A 19,719-nucleotide genomic window follows, 5' to 3' on the forward strand; every position below is an offset into this window, starting at 1 on the left:
TCTTCTTTATATTTGGGAACTAGCTCACAAAAACGATACCTACTAATTGTAGCACTATTTTATGAAATTGGTATAAGAGAAGAAAGTAAGAATAAGATAGGTAATCTTAACTTGATATCAATTAAAAGCAGAAGGGATATTTTGGGATTATGACCGAAAAAATGACTTTTTTGGATGATTAATTCGATTTTTTTCGGTCTTCTACCTTTTACCTTCTGCTTTCACTTATTAAGAATTGAGTTCTCCGGGCCAGCCGCCGTCTAGAGGCAACTCTGGCAGATTTAAAGGCAAAATGCTGCTGCCATCAGTTGCTGCTGATTCGGAATTTTGGCCGCCCAAGGGGTTAACTTGATTCGTTTGGCTGTTTCCTGAGTCAGTCAACAGCGGTTTTATCTCCGAGGATGCGGGCCCTGCTGCTGCTTCCCCAGCCATCGGGCCGAGCCAGGACATCCTGCCGGGTACGGGTTTGCGAGTGGGCTGGAAGCTTTGCAGCATTTCTGATAGCTGGAGTCCTTCGAGAGAGACCAACTTGGACTCGCGCAATTTGTGCCACACCGATCTAGACATTAGCAAACTGTGTTCCACGCGCACTGCTCCAAATTGCTCTAAATAAGCTTCCCGTTCCGGCTGATAGTCAGCGGAAGCCAGTCGCAGGCTTTGAACCGGGAAATCTTGAACGAGCCGCGCCATCTGGGACAGCAGTTCTGGGTACAGCCAAGTGTAGGCGGGGTGTACAGTCAACTGGGCGACGTGCGGTTGCTGGCCGTTGCGCGATAGCTGCACCTGAAAATAGCCGATCGCGGCTTTGCGCTGCGGTTCAAACACGTAACCGCTGACTACCTCGGTTTTGCCCAGCCACTGTCTGACACCTTCGACTAAAGCGCCAAAAAAACTGGTTTTGAAATCTTGAATGTGGCGATCGAATACTTGGCGCACCAGGGGCGGCATAGACGCGGTATCCAGTTGGTAGAGCAACTGAGCGTCTGCGTTGCTAACAGGCAGCAGGTTGGGCAAATCTGGGGTCGAGTTTGCCATTTCTTGCAGGCGTTCTGGGGCGATCGTCCAGTAAGTCATCTGGGCCAAAGGCTGAAACCCGTTTTGCCGATACAAAGCCAAGGAAGTTTTGTCGCCGACATTCACTTCCAGCAGCCACGTCCGCGCCTCCCAGACTGCCTCAAAGCAGTACCGCAGCAGCATGGAACCAATTCCTTTGCTGCGGGCTTCCGGGTCTACTCCTATGCGATCTATCCGCCAAGTGCTGCGGGTGCGGTTGAAAGGAGAAATCTGAATTATGCCCTTAACAGTCCCCTCTTCTTCGGCAACATGGGCACGGAACAGGGACTGACAAGGGTTGGGAAACAAGCTAAAAATCTTTAGCAGTCCGTACCAGCGACGAATCTGCTGCAACTTTCTACCTAGTACCACGTCGCCACTTCCGCCCTTGCGGTTTTCTGGCTCTTCGGCTGTTTCCGCGCACAGTTGTTCCATCACCTCGATGTCGCGATACTGAAACGGGCGAATCACAACCTGGTTTTGGTTTTGGGAGGGAAATGAAGTCATAGCATAAAAGTGGAGAATGGAAATTTAAAAATAAAAATTCAGAAAGGGGAAGAGTTAGATAAGTTTTGAGTTTTGAATGGGTAAATTTTGAGTTCAAAACTTATAACTTTTGATTCTTCTCCCTTTCTTGCTCGATCGAAAATTAAAAATTGCAAATCATCTTTTTGAATTTTTAATTTTCTGTTTTCAACTCAAGATTTTTGTGGCAGAGGTCGAATTACAACGACCGGTGTTCGCTCGTCAGCATTCCCGGCGGGGTTGCTGCGCAAGGCTTCCTCTAAAAATGTTACCGATAAATCGGAGGTCGCTGCTAATATCTTAACTGCTTTCAAGTCATTAGCGTCTACGATCGCCGCCGCAAGTCCGGTTTCTCGTTGAATTTCTTCTACAACTTGCTGGGGATTGTCTGGGCCGAGGACAATAAATTGGTCGAAGGGAGGCAAAGTCCCGGTAACGTCGTCAATCAGCCTGGCTTGTTCCCCTGCTAGTTGGTAAAAGACTCCCGGTTTACCAAATATTTTCGCCACAGCGCCGATCGCAAAAGCTGCTACTACGCGCCAAGGGCCAACTACATCAACCAACGTCTGCATTCCGCAAGCCGTGGCCAAACTCGACGTGGGCAAGAAAAACAAGCACACTCGCTTTGCCGCCCATCCGGGTTTGACTTCGCTGGGATGGCGGTAGCGTCCCTGCATCAAAGCTAGGGGAGTTTCTGCCAAGGCGACAATATCGCCTTTCTGGGCGCGCGGCAGCACGTACCGCTTGACTATTTCGACTGGATTGTCCAATTCGGCCAGTATGTGAGTGCGAATCGGCAAGACTTCTGCAACTCCGACATTTCTGGCGATGGGTACGGTGTCCGAGTTGGGAAATTGCAGCGGGACTACTACGTTACGGATTTTGGGGATGCGCCCGCCCGGGCCGTAGGTGACGAAGTGTACTTGCACCCAAGCCGACTGCAATTTGGTTAAATCTTGCCCTTGAATGTCTACAGAAACTTTAATTTTCGTGGTTTTTTGGGCTTTAACAATATAGCCAAACCAGTAATCGTCTGCTCTGGCTGCTGCCTCTTTGTGGCAAGGAATCACCTTTGTCTGGGAAGTAACGCCATCCAAACTTCCGTCAGACAGCAGTTTCACCTGCGCCCGCACTTCCGGCAACATAATCTCAAAGCGCTGTGTCAGGTTGCGGAACTCCATTTCCCCGACTAAAAGATAACGGTTGGGTTCCGAGATGGCTAAGTGCCATTCTCCGGCTGTTAGTTCTAGTTTATTTGGACTTCCAGTCCGGCGATAGTTCAACTCTAGGCCTAACCCGCCCAATGCTAGCAGCGAACCTGCTGCTGCGACTCCTGTTGCTAAAGTCTCGATCACTCTAATTACCGCCAATAATAATTTCTGTTTACTTTAGTCGATCTCTGTCACTTCGATCGACGATCCGGTAGTAATTGAAGTTTTGGGGGTTGTTGGGGGCGATCGAACTTATGCCCAATTACACGTAAGTGCGATCGCCTCTGGTGGCTACAGCGGTTAAGTTGCTGTTCAAAAAGCTCTCATCGGGAGTTAGATCACTCTAAAATCTGACCTTGCTTAATCAGGGTATGAAAAAAATTAGTTGAAAATCCCGAATCTTTGTGGATACTGGTTTCTCTGACTTGCATATTTAGCCTTTCCTATCCTAAATCAGCAACGTCTACAAAACAAATTACTTAACTCAATAGTAGGAATTTTCTAAAAAAATATATTGTATATTTTTTTAGACGTTAATTTATAAGCAGGTACTCCACATTTTTTTAGAAGATTTATTAATCATTTAATCTGTAAAAAAACTGTATACATGAGTTATTTTTGGCTCGCTAAGCTAAGACTTTTCCAGATGTGCGATCCTCTTCGAGGGCTTCGCTAACGTGCGCCTCCAGCTTCTTCAAGGTCGAATGAACAGCGAGCCGCTAGCGCCGTAGTGGTCAGTACCTTTAAGAATCTACTTCTTAAGTAACAGTCAAAATCTAGTTCTTAGGCAGTACATTTTCGGAGAAGTATATAGTTAGCCTAGTCAATGTAGCAGTAATACCCAAGGATATCTATGACTGATAATAACCAGCCTTTTAACCAGCCTGAAGCCAATCCTGACTTCCAGGAAAAGAATGTTGACAATAGCGAGAACCAGCAGCTTCAGGTTCAGACTAACGAAAATGCAGAATCACAGGAAGATCAATTATCAGGCTCAGGCATTGGTGCGAGGATAGCTGGAGCAGCAGTCGGTGGTATACTAGGTGCTCGCTCTGGAGGCATTATTGGTGCTGTAGCAGGCTCAGTTGCTGGCGCTATTATTGGTAAAGGTACTGCTGATACTGTTAACCGTGCTGTAGATAATTTAGGGGATGCAGCACACACTGTAGCAGACGGTATTAAACACACTGTAGAAGAGCTAGGGACAGTAGCAAGGGAAACTGCTGAGGAAGTTAAACCATCTATCAAAGCTACAGCAGAAGCAGTCAAGGAGACTGTTGAGGAAACTAAGCCTTCGATTAAAGGTATAGCCGAATCTGTCAATGAGACAGTCAGGGAAGCCAAGCCTTCTGTAGTAGATGCAGTCAAGAGCGCATCCGAGGAAGTCAAACCTACGATTAGAGAAGTAAAAGATTCAGTCAAGCAGACAGTCGAAGGTGTCAAGCCATCTATACAAAGTGCAGCGGACTCTATTAAGAGTACGGCTGATGAAGTTAAGCCTTCTGCCAAAGCTGTAGCTCAAGAAATTGAGGGCGCAACTAAGGAGTTTAGATCGACTGTAAAAGATACAGCGAAGGCAGTTGAGCCATCTATAAAAAGTGCAGCCGAATCGCTTCAGTCATCTGGCAAGAGTGCAGCCGAATCAATCAAGTCATCTGCTCAAAGCGCAGCCGAATCTGCTAAAGGTGCAGCGCATAATGTTAAGTCATCTGCCCAAAATGCAGCCGAATCTGCTAAAGATGCAGCGCAGGATGCTAAGCAGGATGTTAAGTCATCTGCCCAAAATGCAGCCCAATCTGCTAAAGGTGCAGCGCATGATTTTAAGCAGGATGTTAAGTCATCTGCCCAAAATGCAACCCCATCTCCTCAAGGTGCAGCGCATGATTTTAAATCATCTGCCCAAAATGCAGCCGAATCTGCTAAACGTGCAGCCCACGATGTTAAGTCATCTGCCCAATATCTAGCCGAATCCGCCGAGGAAAATAAGGATAGTGATCTTCACATCTCCGGCAGTCCTGAACTCAAACACAAAGTGGTCATTAATGACAAGAGAATCATTAAGGACTAGGTAAAGTAAGGGCTTAACTCCAGCTTGTTAAAGCTAGCCCTAAGAGAGTTTAACAGAGAGTGGATCTTAGAAAAGAGTCCACTCTTTTCTGTTTAGGAGGAATGCGATCGCCTAGGGTTTAACGGAGAGTCTATTTATTGAGGAACTCTCCCCCTGAAAAAGGAGAGATTTCGTTCATAGTTCAGAATAGGTTGTAGCCATTTGGCGTAACTGCTCACCGCAACAAAGTTGCGGTGAGCAGTTATACTTTAACTCAGAGTGCGCCGCTTAAGATTTCCTTACATAGTGATAAATTTTTCTACAGACTTACTTAGAGTGAAACTTTATTTGGCGCTAAAACTGTTAAGGCTTTGATTGTTGTGCCTCTTGGGAGCGAAGATACGGAAATATTTGTGTGGGAGGCGAACAATTGCTCGACTACGGGCAGAAGTGGTTAAAACTGCTAAAGTTTTTTGTAGAAAAAGCTGCTTGATAATCGAGAAATAGTTAGGGTCAAGCTGATGTGGCCAGTTCAACCCCTAACTATTTAATATCCAAATTGCAAAGTCACAGAAGCTTCTACCTGCTGTTCCCCTCCCACCACAGGCGTTGTAGCGTCAGCAGCAGCCATGCGAGCACCAGCCACTTGCCGATACATTGGAGGCGGCGCGATCGCACCGTTGACTTGAATGCCCAAAATCTCTCCGCGCTTGAGGTTGAGGGCGCTAAAGACTGCATCCGCTTGCGCTTGAGCGTCTTGAGTTGCTTTGCGGAGTGCTTGTTTTCGAGCAGATTCGATCGCACTATCGGCAGCGACAAAACTCACGCCGTCGATGCGTGTGGCTCCGGCATTCACCGCATCGTCAAGCAAAGTGCCGGCAGATGCAGTATTAATCCGAAAACTGACGGTATTCGTCGCCGTATAGCCCGTCAAGCGCTGTTGGTTGTTGTCGTAGTTATAAATGGGATTGAGGGTAATGCCGGCAGTTTCGAGTTTTTCGACTTGGCGCGATCGCAGCAACTCTACCACAGCGGACGATCGTCTCGCCGCTTCCTGCTGCACCTCGGCCGCCGTTTTCCCCTGCACCTCAACCCCCAGCCTCACTTGTGTTTGGGTGGTAGGAATCGCTTCCACACCCCGCCCAGTAACACTCAGCGTTCTGATCCGCTGTTCTTGAGCGACAGCCGGATCTAATCTCACAAAACTCACGAGAGTTAAGGTTAAACACAACGCTGTTACCAGACTGCGGAAATTAATGCGATCGCGCGATCGTAAAGTTGAATTCATAAATTTGATTCTCCTCACATACAACAGATGCTATACTTTACCTTCCCACTGAAATTGCTAAATATCCGGGTTGTTACATTTTTAGCAACTAAAAAAATAGTCCGTACTTCTGAAGAAATTGTGAGTTATTATAATGTCCGCAGGACGCTCCCCTAAAAAATCGGTGTTCTAGGCAAAATCAGAGGTTTGGCAATTATAAATACAGAAACCCACCCAGTTTATGACACTCCGACGCAACTCTTATTTCATTTTAAATAAAATTTAACAATGATAAAATTATTAAAAGATGCAATCCTTAAAACAAGTTGCCCGCCGACTAAAAAAAGAAACTTACGCTGTTTATTTAGCAAGTACAGATCAGAGAGTACCAAGGTACGCCAGAATTTTAGCAGGCCTTACGGTTGCCTACGCTTTTAGCCCGATCGACTTAATTCCTGACTTCATACCGATTCTCGGCTACTTGGACGATTTGATAATTGTACCTTTGGGAATTTGGCTGGTACTGAAGATGATTCCGCCACAGGTTTTAGCCGAGTGTCGGGAAAAAGCAGCCGCAGAAATAGAACGAGGAAAACCGATAAATCGGGTTGCCGCTGTTGTGATTGTTGCCCTTTGGATTAGCTTGGGAATATTAGCAGCAATGTGGCTGACACGGATATTTAAACGTTAAAAAAAATCACCTATCTAGTTATAGTGTAGGGTGCGCGCCGAGCACCTTACCTTAAACAACTCGCTTGGAAAAAAAATATTTAAAGTTCAAAAAATCACCGTTCTAGTTATAATATAGGGTGCGCTAGGCGCACCTTACCTTAAAAAAAACTCGCGGTATCGCATACCAAGTATTATTTACTCCTTAAAAAATTAAACTAACTTTCTAGCTATGACTCAAACTACTGATTTCCTCAGCCACCTCAACCCATCTCAGCGCCAAGCAGTCGCCCATTATAACGGGCCGCTGTTAGTAGTAGCGGGCGCTGGTTCCGGCAAAACCAGAGCTCTAACTTACCGAGTTGCTAACTTAGTTCGCACGCATCGAGTCGATCCTGAAAATATTCTCGCGGTGACATTTACAAATAAAGCCGCCAGGGAGATGAAAGAAAGAATTGAGAAATTGCTGGCAACTCAGCAAGCTGAAGCGGAATATGGCAAACCTTTGGTAGACTTAGCCCCGGATGTACAAACCAAATTGCGATCGCAAATTTACCAGAGAATTACCAAGCACATTTGGATGGGAACTTTCCACTCTTTGTGCGGCCGTATTCTCCGCTACGATATTGAAAAATACCAAGACGAAAAAGGCCGCAAGTGGCAGAAAAATTTTTCAATTTTTGATGAATCAGATGCTCAAAGTATCGTCAAACAAATCGTCACCAAAACACTGAACCTCGACGACAAGAAATTTGACCCGCGAAAAGTCCGCTATGTCATCAGCAACGCTAAAAATAAAGGCTTGTCACCTCAAGAATACCAAGCAGCAGAACCGGATTACAGAGGTCGCGTGATTGCCGATGTTTACAGTCGCTACCAAGACGCTTTAGCAGCCAACAATGCGCTAGATTTTGACGATTTAATCCTCGTTCCCGTTAAACTGTTGAGCCAAAACGAGCAAGTATTAAATTACTGGCATAAAAAGTTTTGCCATATTTTAGTTGACGAATACCAAGATACTAACCGCACTCAATACGATTTGATTCGGATGCTGGTAACAAATAACGTCGACCCTAAAAAATTCGATAAATGGCAAAACCGCTCGATTTTTGTCGTGGGGGATGTCGATCAATCAATTTACAGTTTTCGCATGGCAGATTATACCATCTTGCTGGAATTTCAACAGGATTTTGGAGATGGTTTATCTGACGAAAAAACTCGAACAATGGTAAAATTAGAGGAAAATTATCGATCGCGCGAAAACATCCTGCAAGTGGCGAATCACTTGATCGAACACAATACCGAACGGATCGAGAAAATTCTGCGCCCGACTCGCGAACCGGGAGCTCCGATTGTTGTCTGGCGCGCCGACAACGAATTAGATGAAGCGGAATTTGTAGCGGGTCAAATTCATTCGTTGAAGCGCCAAAATTCCGAATACGAAAACGGCAGTAACTTTGCGATTCTCTACCGCACAAACGCTCAATCTCGATCCTTTGAAGAAGCGTTAATGCGTTTAGACATTCCTTACAATATTGTCGGCGGTCTGAAGTTTTACGATCGCAAAGAAATCAAAGATATCCTAGCATACCTGCGGGCGCTTGCCAATCCCGACGATAGCGTCAGCCTCAAACGCATTATCAATACTCCCCGTCGCGGCATTGGGGATACCACATTTTCCAAAATCGAAGACGCTGCAACTCAGTTAGGCATACCGTTGTGGGAAATCCTCAGCGATGAGTCTTCTGTCAATACTCTAGCAGGGCGATCGGCAAAAGCTATTATTAAGTTTGCCGAAATGATTGGTCGTTGGCAATCCCAAGTTGAAACTCTGCCGGCTTCGCAAATTGTCCAAGGAATTATCGAAGATTCAGGCTACATTCAAGATTTAAAAAATCAAGGAACCGAGGAAGCAGAAAATCGGATAGAAAACGTCAGAGAATTGTACAATGCTGTCCTGCAATTTGAAGAACAAAACGAAGAACCGACGCTGACATCATTTTTAGCAAAAGCATCTTTAGCATCCGATTTAGATGACTTGCAGGAAGAAGATTCCCGCGTGTCGCTGATGACGCTGCACTCAGCTAAAGGGTTAGAATTTCCCGTAGTATTTCTAGTCGGGATGGAACAGGGTTTATTTCCCAATTTCCGCAGTTTGGACGACCCGAAAGCGATCGAAGAAGAACGCCGTTTGTGCTACGTCGGCATCACTCGCGCCCAGGAATTGCTATTTCTTACCCACACTCGCGAACGCCGCCTCTGGGGAGGTTTCCGGGAACACTGCACCCCTTCGCTATTCTTAGGGGAATTGCCCACACATTTGCTGGCGGGAAGTGCGAAGAAAACTCAAGCGGGGAAAACGGCTGCATCTAAGGGAAAAACTAATAATTCAGCAGCTAATTCCGGGAGTTCTCAAGCGGGAACCAATGGACAATCGACGGATTGGCAAACGGGCGATCGGGTTTTTCATCATGCTTTTGGAGTTGGAGAAATTACCCACGTCTTGGGAGAAGGCGATAAAACTAATCTGGCAATTAAGTTTTCGGGTTTGGGCAGAAAAATCATCGATCCAAGGACGGCTAAGTTGCAGCGAGTGTAATAGACATCGCAAGAATTGCCAGTCTTGAACAGGCAGGATGCCTGTTCCACAAGAGTTATTGGAGATGTTTAATATACATCGCAAGAATTGCCAGTCTTGAACAGGCAGGATGCCTGTTCCACAATAATTGTGCCAGAGGTCTAATATAAAACTAGAAATAAAAACATCAGCTTTTATGCCTTACAGTCAATTTACGACAATCGGCAAGGTTAAAGAAGCCTTCAATCTTAAAGTAGTGGAAGGAATCAGATTTCTGCCGGAAATCGAACCGATCGCACCCGGAACAGCCTTGCAGACCATGCTGGAGACAAATTTGCCTTGGGCGATCGCCACTAGCACCTAAAAAGCCCGTTCTGAAGCTATTATTAACCCTGTATTGCTGGAAGTTCGCAGGATTCTGAACCAACAAATCAGCGTGTTTTCGGGTGAGGAATTTAATGTTGATGTAGCTGTTGGACTTACAGGAGTTTGCGATTTTATCATCAGCCGTTCCCCCGAACAATTAGACATTGAGGCCCCGGTAATTGTGATGGTAGAAGCTAAAAAAGGAGATTTGAAAGTAGGTTTGGGTCAATGTATTGCTGAAATGGTGGCGGCCCAGAGATTTAATGAAGCTAAAGGGCGATCGATTTCCGTCATCTACGGCAGCATTTCCAGCGGCACAGCTTGGCGGTTTCTCAAGCTGGAAGGGCAAATAGTGACGATCGATCTTACCGATTATCCGCTACCTCCAGTAGATAAAATATTGGGATTTTTAGTGTGGATGGTGCGCGAAAATTAGCATTATATCCCCATCGCACCCCGCATTGCCAACAGCGCCACCCCGTAAGCAGCCGCAGTATGAACCGGCGTTTCAACAGGAACTTTTAAATAACGCTTTCTAATCGCACTCCAAACCGAATTTTTTGCCCCGCCGCCAGCAGTATAAACTTTTATCAAAGGAGTTGCACCCAATTCTTGCAATAATTGATATCCCCGCGCTTCAATCCGCGCTATGCTTTCTAGCAAACCGTGCAGAAATTCCACTGAATCAGTGGGACGCGGTTCGAGTCTGGGCGGCAAATTCGGGTCATTAATCGGAAAGCGATCGCCCTTTTTCAACAATGGGTAATAATCCAGTAAACTCTCTTGTTTTGGATCAATTTGTGTGCTATAATTATTCAACTCCACATCAGTAAAAAAGTGTCGCAGCACGGCACCTCCGGTATTAGAAGCACCTCCAACTAACCACAAATCGCCTAATTTGTGACTGTAAATTCCGTATCTAAAATCATCTACGCGGGTATGACTTAACAGTTTGACTGCTAGTGTAGAACCGAGAGAAGTTACTGCTTCCCCTGGTAAAGTGACACCGCTTGCTAAAAATGCGGCAATGCTATCGGTTGTACCAGCACAAATCATACAATCGCGGGGGAAACCGAAGCGATCGCCCACTTGAGATCTCACTTCCCCCACAGGCGTACCCGGTGCGACAACTCGCGGCAATTCAGGCGTTGCAGCGCCCGCAATTCCCTGTGTCAGCCAATTCGGATAGCACAAAGTATCAACATCAAAACCGAGTTTCAAAGCATTGTGATAGTCGCTAATTCCCAATTTCCCGTGCAGCAGAAATGCCAGCCAGTCAGCTTGATGCAGGAAATAAAGCTTCTCAACAACAGGCAAGATGCCTGTTCCACAAAGACTGAATTGTGTTGTGGGGTGGGCTTCTAGCCCGCCCTCCTGCCACCACAGGAGTTTGGCCAGACTGGATGTAGCGCTTAATACTGTGTGGTTATCCGGCGCGATCGCCCGCAACCTCTCTGTCACGGCTGCACCGCGCGCATCATTGTATAAAATCGGCTCGCATACTGGTATACCGTCGGTATTGCACAGCATGACAGTGGAAGATGTGCCGTCAAGGGCGATCGCCCTTACCTGATTGCGGATTGCTGGGGGAATTTGCTCGATCGAATCCCATAGCGCATTTTGCCACACCGAGGGCAATTCAAGCTGTTGTTGCCCGTTGTTGGCAAAAGTATATTCTGTCTCACAATGTATTGTACCCTGGGAGTCGATGATTGTCGATCGAGCGCCAGTCGTGCCGAAATCTATTCCCAAATAAAGATTCATTTGTTACTCCGGCGAATTTTTCTATAGAGAAGTCTCCTTGTGTCTACGAGCAGCTAAGGCTAATTCAAAACCTGCCTTGAGTTGGTCAGCTTGGTCCGAGGCATGGGACGCTTCTCCTCCTTGCCTTGCTTTGAGTTGTAACGGTGCGGTGATCGCAATCCGTTCCTCTTCATAGTGCGTAAGAGCTTTAGCAACACAAGCAGTATCCTGCAAGTTCAGCCCCTTGAGTGCTTTTCTTAAAGCAACAGCATCCTCAAATGCCATAGTAGACCCTAATCCTAAGGACGGTCGCATCGGGTGAGCGGCATCCCCTAATAAGGTGATTCTCTCTCTATCCCCCCATTGGGATACTGGTTCCCGATCGAACACGCCAGTTTCCACAATGGTGGTAGGGTCAGTTGCTCGAATAACCCTTTCAACAAAGGGAGTCCATTGGTCAAAAACTTGGAGAACCATAGCTAAAACATCGCTACTCTTCTCTGAAGTCGGATGGAGTGCAGTCCCTGTCCAAGCCAGTGCCTCGCCTCCTGCATCCATAATCCAAAAATTTTTCTGGTCTCCTACCACCAGTTGAAAACCAGCCCCTTCTGCAAAGGGTTCAGCGAGGGGGGCTAGGATTTGACGGGGCAAGATTCCTCGCCAAGTCATGGTTCCAGTGTACAGAGGCGCACCATCTCCCACGGTAAGAGCGCGAACCGCGGAGTGATAACCATCGGCACCAATTAACAGTTGTGCGCCAACATCGGCCTGATTCTCAAAGTGCAAACGTAAGGGAGGCTTGGACGGATCAGCGACCTTAGTGAAGTTGAGAAACTTATGGTTAAGGTGAAGGGATACGGTAGGTGGCAGTGTTTTGTGCAATGAGGTTTGTAGGTTATACCACGCTAGCCAAGTGAAGGGAGTACCCGCCAAGGGCGATTCATCAGAAAACAGAACCTCGCCATTGGGTCTCATCAGCAGTTGTCGCTGTGGGTTAGCAGAAGCGGCACGAACTTCGGTAGCGAGATCGGCATTGATGAGAGACAATGCGTTATACCCCGCTTCTGCCAACCCTAGAGCAGCGCCGATGGGACGTAAAGCTCTAGCTCGTTCAAACACAGCTACCGAAAAACCTAAATTGGCTAGCCCATGGGCTGCACATAGTGCGCCTGGTCCTGCACCAATAATGGCGATATCGAAAGTTGGGGTTTCAGTCATGAATGGTGTTGATAGATTTCGGACTTGTGTGTACGGGGTAGCCTTAAAAAGGGGGGGGACAGGAGTCCGATCGCGCGTCCCTCTTCTTAAGGATGCGAAGGGGATTGGGACTCGGCGATCGACCAGAGATACAATTGTTTTCAGGAAATTCTTGACACCTATGGGCTGACCCCCGTGTCCCTACTTTCATCCCTTAAACTTTTGCCCCGCACTCAGGACAAAAGTTATTGGTCGAAACATTCTTAGCGCCGCAACTGGGACAATAAACCAACTCCGCAGATTGCAACTTGCTACGTTCGGGCAAACCCACCAAGGGCTGAAATCGCTATAGATTACAGCTTACAGCTCTCGATGCGAGAGAAGAACCATAACGCCACTTCACACCCAAACCCCGGAACCCACCCCACCACCCACACAGTTGCCTAGGGAGGTGGCCCACAGGTGCTTGCAGATTAAAGGTTAAATCATTGTAGCTCAACCAATCTTCCCTCCCCTTTCTCCTCTTTCGCCAACCGACGCGATCGCCGAGCTTCTTTTCAGTATCCCAATCAACTTTGCCGCCCACTTCCAACCAAATGTTTTTCTGGACGCTAAAACCAAAGCGACCCTGACTATATTTTACCCACAACTGGTCGATGGTGCGTAAATCATCGCAAGGAAAATTATCAATTGAGTCCGTATCAAAATAATCTTCCTTCTCCCGTCTCGCAGCTTTCAGCATTACCTTTATTGTTTCCTGATCCGCCTCTTTCCATTCCCCTGTGGCCAATAAATCCCGGAGACGAGTATAGTCAACACCCCACGCTGATTTAAGCGAGTCTGGTGGCGGTGCCGGTGAAGGTGTTTGAGCTGATAATTGAGGTGATTGATTGCCAAGAGCCTGCAAAACTTCAGTAGCAGATTGATAACGTTTCTTAATAGCAGGTTGTATCATTTTATCTAAAATCTGACCCAGTTCCGAAGTGACAGATGTTTTTAAGTGTTCTCGCCACACCCACTCAAACTCGCTATCATCGAATAAATCAATCGGTTCAACCTCAGTTAACAGACACAGACAAGTGACACCCAGACTATAAATATCACTCGCATGAATAGCTTTGCCGTTGGCTTGTTCTGGTGCCGTATATCCAGCCGTCCCGATCCTCGTTCCCGTTACCGCTAGAGCCGTTTGTGTTGCATATTTCGCGGCACCAAAATCAACTAAAACCAGTTGTCCATCTTGCCTAAGAATAATATTTTCTGGCTTGATATCTCGGTGAATAACTTGGCGAGAGTGAATGAACTCGAATACTTGCAATAAATTATTAAGCAAGTCGCGAATCTGCCTTTCGCTAAAATATCCCTTAGATTCTAGTGCTTCGGCTAAATTTTCACCGTCGATGAATTCTTGGACTAAATAATGCCGTCCATCTTGACTAAAATATGCTAATAAGTCGGGAATTTGAGAATGTTTACCCAACTGTTCTAGGCGTACTGCTTCCAGCTCAAATAACTCAGCAGCTTTCTGGATACTAGAAGCGCCTTGAAGTTGGGGGTAGAATTGTTTAATAACACAGGGAGGTTTTGATGGTTTATACTCGTCAACAGCTAGAAAAGTCCGCCCAAATCCCCCTTGTCCAATAATTTTTTGGGCTCCGTAGCGATCGCCCAATAGCAGTTTATTACCGCATTTTTGACAAAATTTTGTAGAGCCAGACGGGTTTTGGAATAGGCAGTCCGGGTTTAGACACTGGCTCATAAAATATGCTTACAGATTACAGATTAAAGCTCTTGATGCGATGCCAGCGGAGATGGTTTTAAATGTGAAACAGCAGATCCGGGTAAGGACATCGCATTGCCTTTCATCGTGTCAACATAACCCGAAAAACCGCTTAACCCGAAAGAGCGGCAGGGGTTTAAACCCCTGCCAAACAAGGCATTTCCCTGTCCCTAATTAAACTTTTGTCCCGCACTCAGGACAAAAGTTATTGGTCGAAACATTCTTAGCGCCGCAACTCGGACAATAAACCAACTCCGCAGATTGCAACTTGCTGCGTTCGGGCAAACCCACCATTTGAGCGTTGCTCTTACCTGGAACAACCATCGGATAGCAGTTTTCGTCCCTCGTCACCTTCACGTTCATCAGCACCGGGCCGTCATGAGCGAGCATTTGAGCGATCGCATCTTTGAGTTCCTCCGGCCGCGAAACCAGCATCCCTCTCACCCCGTAAGCTTCAGCCAGCATCACAAAATCCGGCATTCCTACAGTCATATTCGACGACGAATAACGCTCCCCGTAGAACGCCTGCTGCCACTGCCGCACCATGCCTTGCCAGCCGTTATTTACAATAACAATCTTGACATTAATGCCGTATTGTGCTAGTGTTCCCAACTCTTGAATATTCATTTGCACGCTAGCATCGCCAGCAATACAAATCACTTGCTCATTGGGTAACGCCATTTTCGCGCCCATCGCCGCCGGCACCCCGTAACCCATCGTGCCCAAACCAGCACTAGAAATCCAGCGGCGCGGCCCGTTGTTCAAGAATTGAGCCGACCACATTTGATGTTGACCGACATCCGTTGTGTAGTAAGCATCCGGCGCTTGGGTAGCCAACTCGGAAATCACCTCTTGCGGAGACAAAATGTCTGGGTAATGAGGCACAACTAACGGATAGTCCTGTTTCCACTGATCGATCCTGTGCAGCCATTCCGCAGTCTGTCCGGCCTTCCCCGAAACTCCAGTTTCCCGACAGCGGCGCAGCAAATCGATCAAAACTTGGCGGACATCTCCGACAATCGGCACGTCAGGGCCGCGATTTTTGCCTACTTCCGCCGGGTCGATATCGATGTGAATCACCTTTGCGCGCGCGGCAAACTCGTCTAATTTGCCCGTCACGCGATCGTCAAACCTCGCCCCCACAGCCATCAGCAAATCGCACTCGGTAACGGCAAAATTAGCGTAAGCAGTACCGTGCATCCCCAGCATTTTCACCGACAAAGGATGGTTTTCGTCAAAGGCACCTTTGCCCATCAGCGTTGTCGTGACCGGCAATTGGAAAAGTTCGGCCAGTTCCTTAATTTCTTCGTGGGCCCCCGCCGCGATCGCCCCGCCGCCGACATAAAGCAAAGGACGCTTCGCTTCCTTCAGCAAATGAATTGCTTGATTAATTTGCCGGGGATTTCCCTTCACCGTCGGCCGGTAGCCCGGAATTCTCACCGCCCCAGGTTCCACGGGCAGATAGTCAAATTCTTCTAAACCCACATCCTTGGGCACGTCAACCAAAACAGGCCCCGGCCGCCCTGTACTCGCGATGTGGAAAGCTTCTGCTACAATTCGCGCCATATCTCTCGGGTCGCGCACTACATAGGAATGCTTGACAATTGGCAGGGTAATCCCGTAAATATCAGTTTCCTGAAACGCATCAGTGCCGATCGCCGGACGGGGAACCTGACCGGTAATAATTACCATCGGGATCGAATCCATGTGGGCCGTCGCAATCCCCGTCACTAAATTAGTTGCGCCCGGGCCCGAAGTAGCAAAACAAACCCCAACTTGTCCGGTAGCGCGGGCGTACCCGTCGGCGGCGTGAGCAGCACCTTGCTCGTGGCGCACCAGAATATGTTTGATAGCGCCGGTTTCTTCAGCGCGGTAGAGTTCGTCGTAAAGCGGTAGAATTGCGCCGCCGGGATAACCAAAAATATGCTTGACGCCGTGGCGGATCAAGCTGTCAATCAGAGCAAATCCACCAGTTGCACGCTTGATGGTCACTTTAGTTTTTAGTTGCACAGAATTTCCTTCCTTAAACTAATTATGATTTTTAATGAAAGCTTTTATACTACTTTAATCTCAATTAATGAAACTATGAAAATTTAAGTGGTGAGATTTTACAAAAGATTTCTCGATCGCAGAGGGTTGGCCCGATCGAGACATTGTGAAACAGCAGAGGAAGAAAAGAAAAAGAGGAAATAGCGGCCTGTCTGCCGGTTTACCGCGATATGACGCTTGTATAGCATTCGTCATGTGGCATTCGACCACAAAAATAATCGTTTCAGCAATTAAGAACGTCCTCACTATCAGGGGGATTGCTATGTTAGAGATCGATCGCGAAAATAAAGCCCTCTTCCCTCTTCCTTATCCCTTCTTCTTGACCTCCGTTACATCCGTTACCTCCGTTACATCCCGTACATTGCTCGTTGCCGAACTTCCTTCTTGCCAAAGTTCAGAGAACATCCTGCAAAACTTTGCGGGTATGTCGCCAAGCTGCCATGCCCATCACCGAGACCAAAAAGCCCAAACTCAGCAACACGATCCGCAAGCCGAGGTCATCCGATCGGACGGCTTTGCTGACAGCATCAGTCAGTGGGCCGGTAATCGCTAAAGGCAGGCTCAGAGCAATATTAATCGCATTGTTTTCCAATCCAAAGACTTTGCCCCGCATAGATTCTGGAGTTTTTTCTTGAATCAGAGCCTGCATCGGGCCGTTAATTAACGAAGCACCAAAACCGAACAGAGCACTCAATCCGAATCCCACCCACAACTGTCGAGTAAAGGCAAACATTGCTAATACAAAACCCATCATCAAGAAACCGATTAACGGTAGAGGTTTGTGGTGGAAGCGACCGCCCCAGTGTCCCAAAAAGGCTGCGCCGAAAACCATTCCGACTCCCGCAGCAGCCAGCAAAAAGCCAAATTGAGTTTCTTTGAGACCTATTTTGCCTGAAAGCGCGATCGCCAGCACCTGAAGCGCTGCAAACACTGAATACAAAATTGTCAACTGCACCATCGCGTTGCTGACAAGGTGATTGTGTTTCAAATAGCGCAAACCTTCTTTGAGATCTTGCCAAGGATGGACGTTTTTGCCACTGCTGCCGGCATGACTTTCTTTGATCCGCATGGCATAGATCAAACCTGCCGATATCAGGTACAAGCCGCCCAGCAAAAACTCTTGAGAAGCCGATCCGAAGCTGTGTTTGACCCAACTAAACAGCGGTTCGCCGATCGTCATCCCGACAATAATCCCGCCCATTGTGGACGAGGCGAACAGCGCATTTGCTGACATCAGTCCCTCTCGCCCCACAGCCAGAGGGATTGCCGCCTGCTCTGCCGGAGCAAAAAATTGCGTTACGGTAGAGATCAAAAACGTCATCGTCAGCAAAACCACAAAAGATTTGGGCAAAAACGGCAAAGCTACAATCAACCCGGCTCGAATCACGTTGCAGGCGATCAGCATTTGCTTTTTGGAAAAGCGGTCTACCACGATACCGGCTACGGAACCAAAGACGATTGCCGGCACGGTGTAGGCAATCATCACCGCTGACAGCATAGAATTTTCCGAATGTTGCCAAGAAACCGGCCAGGGTCGGTAGTCGCCGGTTTTCAGCAGAATAATCAGCAATACGTAAAAGATTTTATCCGCCACTTGGGCCAATAACTGGCCCGTCCACAAGGCTAGGAAGGGGCGATTTCTCAGTAGGGCATCAAGCCCGCTGCGGTCAGGGGGAGGGCTGGCTGGGTGCATAAGAATAGTTTAACTGACCGCCTCTGGCAATTATAGTTTTCAGCAATACGTGCAAATCTCACATAGCAAAGCGGAAACTCGGAAAACTCCTGTCTCCTTGGTTCTTTTTCTGTTTTAGCAGATCGGCGGGGGACGGCTGCTGCAGTCTTCTTAACTCTACCGCGATCGGCCGGAGCCGAGAACCCGCTCGCCCGGAAAATCCGAGAAGATTGTTAAAGGTTGGTGTGCATTTCATCGCGAGTACAAGATAGGGTAATATACTTGACAAAATACTTGCTGTTGGCAGTGATATTAAAAGATGTCACGCCGATTAAGTAATATAACGAAGGTACTAACTGTTAGGAGTGAAAAACTTGAAAAAGGTTGAAGCTATTATCCGCCCCTTTAAACTAGACGAAGTGAAAATCGCACTCGTCAATGCTGGTATTGTGGGGATGACTGTTTCTGAAGTTAGAGGTTTTGGCCGTCAGAAGGGCATGACAGAACGCTATCGCGGTTCTGAGTACACCGTGGAGTTCTTGCAAAAGCTCAAGGTCGAGATTGTTGTGGAAAACGATCAGGTTGACATGGTGGTTGATAAAATTATCGCGGCTTCCCGCACGGGCGAGATTGGCGACGGCAAGATTTTCATCTCTCCTGTAGAACAAATTATTCGGATTCGGACTGGGGAAAAGAACTTGGAGGCAATCTAAGATACTGGGGCATTGGGCATTGGGCATTAGGCATTGGTAATTGGTCATCGGTAACTAATCATTGCCAACGAAAAACCTCTTTCCTGTTTAATTTTGATACCTAAGTGTCAATCTCCAATGCCACAGTTACCCCGTGTTTTGGCTTTTTTCCTCATTGTGGGTTGACAATGTTAGTTAGTTGTGGTAAGAGAGCATGGAAGGCTCGGCCGCGGTGAGAGTGCGATCGCTTGATATCCGGTGTCATTTCGGCAAAAGTCTGTTGCTGTGCGGGTACGTAGAAAATGGGATCATATCCGAAACCTCCCGTACCGCGAGGAGTCTCCAGGATTTCGCCCGGACAAATTCCTTCTACTTGCAAGGCAATTGTACCGTCGGGACGGGCGATCGCGATCGCGCAAACAAATTGTGCTTCCCGGTTTTGTTCGCTGCCCAATTCTTTGAGAAGTCGAGATATCCTGTCAGCATCGGTTTTCCCGTAGCGTGCCGAGTAAATGCCCGGTTGGCCGTCGAGTGCATCTACCATTAAACCAGAATCATCGGCGATCGACCATTTGCCGGTTGCTTTTGCCACTTCAGACGCCTTCAAGCAAGCATTAGCAATAAAAGTTTCGCCTGTTTCCTCGATTTCCAACTCTTCCGGTTTTAGTTCCAATTCCCATCCCAAATCCTGAAGATAAACTTGCATTTCCTTAAGTTTACCCGGATTGCCCGTAGCTACAACTAGCAATTTGCGATCGGTCATTATTTCAATTAAAACTTACGGCTTGATATTAACAAAAAAAACGTCGCACGATCGCAAATAAGTTATATTGTTTCTGGTCGGTTGGGAGTCTGTTACTTGTAGGCTGG

Annotated in this window: 14 protein-coding genes and 1 pseudogene; 5 read left to right on the forward strand and 10 right to left on the reverse strand. The window is 47.3% G+C overall.

The genetic code is table 11. From position 1 onward, the window contains the following. Positions 1 to 228: 228 nt before the first annotated feature. The gene (locus tag QUA23_RS19330; protein ID WP_333073740.1) at positions 229 to 1,560 is read right to left on the reverse strand and encodes a GNAT family N-acetyltransferase; all 1,332 of its coding nucleotides are present in this window, start codon (positions 1,558 to 1,560) and stop codon (positions 229 to 231) included. 191 nt (positions 1,561 to 1,751) lie between these two features. Next, positions 1,752 to 2,933, reverse strand: a complete 1,182-nt coding sequence (locus tag QUA23_RS19335) for a F420-0:Gamma-glutamyl ligase (RefSeq protein WP_333073741.1) — start codon at positions 2,931 to 2,933, stop codon at positions 1,752 to 1,754. A gap of 709 nt (positions 2,934 to 3,642) precedes the next feature. On the opposite strand from QUA23_RS19335, the gene QUA23_RS19340 reads away from it, so the two are divergent. After that, positions 3,643 to 4,857: a hypothetical protein gene (locus QUA23_RS19340; protein WP_333110469.1), complete on the forward strand. Its 1,215-nt coding sequence runs from the start codon at positions 3,643 to 3,645 to the stop codon at positions 4,855 to 4,857. A gap of 526 nt (positions 4,858 to 5,383) precedes the next feature. Here QUA23_RS19340 and QUA23_RS19345 read toward each other — a convergent pair. Next, a complete protein-coding gene (locus tag QUA23_RS19345) occupies positions 5,384 to 6,124 on the reverse strand; it encodes an SIMPL domain-containing protein (protein ID WP_333073745.1) in 741 nt (246 codons plus the stop codon). Between the two features lie 286 nt (positions 6,125 to 6,410). Between QUA23_RS19345 and QUA23_RS19350 the strand changes: the two genes are divergently transcribed. The 3 genes and pseudogenes from QUA23_RS19350 (at position 6,411) to QUA23_RS19360 (ending at position 10,152) form a co-directional block, all read left to right on the forward strand. Beyond that, the gene (locus QUA23_RS19350) at positions 6,411 to 6,794 is read left to right on the forward strand and encodes a YkvA family protein (RefSeq protein WP_333073746.1); all 384 of its coding nucleotides are present in this window, start codon (positions 6,411 to 6,413) and stop codon (positions 6,792 to 6,794) included. A 210-nt stretch (positions 6,795 to 7,004) separates the two neighbouring features. Continuing rightward, positions 7,005 to 9,371, forward strand: coding sequence for a DNA helicase PcrA (gene pcrA / locus QUA23_RS19355; protein WP_333073749.1), 2,367 nt, complete (start codon positions 7,005 to 7,007; stop codon positions 9,369 to 9,371). Between the two features lie 175 nt (positions 9,372 to 9,546). Beyond that, positions 9,547 to 10,152 (forward strand): annotated as a pseudogene (locus QUA23_RS19360) (hypothetical protein). Between the two features lie 2 nt (positions 10,153 to 10,154). On the opposite strand, the gene QUA23_RS19365 reads toward QUA23_RS19360, so the two are convergent. From QUA23_RS19365 to QUA23_RS19385, 6 genes are all read right to left on the reverse strand, one after another. Beyond that, entirely contained in the window at positions 10,155 to 11,480 is a 1,326-nt protein-coding gene (locus tag QUA23_RS19365; RefSeq protein WP_333073752.1) for an FGGY-family carbohydrate kinase, read from the reverse strand. Positions 11,481 to 11,501: 21 nt separating this feature from the next. Beyond that, positions 11,502 to 12,677, reverse strand: coding sequence for an NAD(P)/FAD-dependent oxidoreductase (locus tag QUA23_RS19370; RefSeq protein WP_333073754.1), 1,176 nt, complete (start codon positions 12,675 to 12,677; stop codon positions 11,502 to 11,504). 193 nt (positions 12,678 to 12,870) lie between these two features. Beyond that, positions 12,871 to 12,987 (reverse strand): zinc-ribbon domain-containing protein, encoded by a 117-nt coding sequence (locus tag QUA23_RS31115; protein ID WP_445243509.1) that lies wholly within the window; start codon positions 12,985 to 12,987, stop codon positions 12,871 to 12,873. 15 nt (positions 12,988 to 13,002) lie between these two features. Then, complete coding sequence (locus QUA23_RS19375) at positions 13,003 to 14,415, reverse strand: serine/threonine-protein kinase (protein ID WP_333073756.1); 1,413 nt, start codon at positions 14,413 to 14,415, stop codon at positions 13,003 to 13,005. A 195-nt stretch (positions 14,416 to 14,610) separates the two neighbouring features. Beyond that, the gene (gene ilvB, locus QUA23_RS19380) at positions 14,611 to 16,446 is read right to left on the reverse strand and encodes a biosynthetic-type acetolactate synthase large subunit (RefSeq protein ID WP_333073758.1); all 1,836 of its coding nucleotides are present in this window, start codon (positions 16,444 to 16,446) and stop codon (positions 14,611 to 14,613) included. Positions 16,447 to 16,879: 433 nt separating this feature from the next. Beyond that, on the reverse strand, positions 16,880 to 18,178 hold the full coding sequence (locus tag QUA23_RS19385) for an MFS transporter (protein WP_333073760.1): 1,299 nt from the start codon (positions 18,176 to 18,178) through the stop codon (positions 16,880 to 16,882). 353 nt (positions 18,179 to 18,531) lie between these two features. Here QUA23_RS19385 and QUA23_RS19390 point away from each other — a divergent pair, with 353 nt between their 5' ends. Beyond that, positions 18,532 to 18,870: a P-II family nitrogen regulator gene (locus tag QUA23_RS19390; RefSeq protein ID WP_006633346.1), complete on the forward strand. Its 339-nt coding sequence runs from the start codon at positions 18,532 to 18,534 to the stop codon at positions 18,868 to 18,870. Positions 18,871 to 19,021: 151 nt separating this feature from the next. Here QUA23_RS19390 and rdgB read toward each other — a convergent pair whose 3' ends face one another. Continuing rightward, on the reverse strand, positions 19,022 to 19,612 hold the full coding sequence (rdgB, locus tag QUA23_RS19395) for an RdgB/HAM1 family non-canonical purine NTP pyrophosphatase (RefSeq protein ID WP_333073762.1): 591 nt from the start codon (positions 19,610 to 19,612) through the stop codon (positions 19,022 to 19,024). Between the last annotated feature and the right edge of the window lie 107 nt (positions 19,613 to 19,719).

Origin of the sequence: Microcoleus sp. Pol1C5 (assembly GCF_036701115.1) — a bacterium.
Lineage (GTDB): Bacteria > Cyanobacteriota > Cyanobacteriia > Cyanobacteriales > Microcoleaceae > Microcoleus.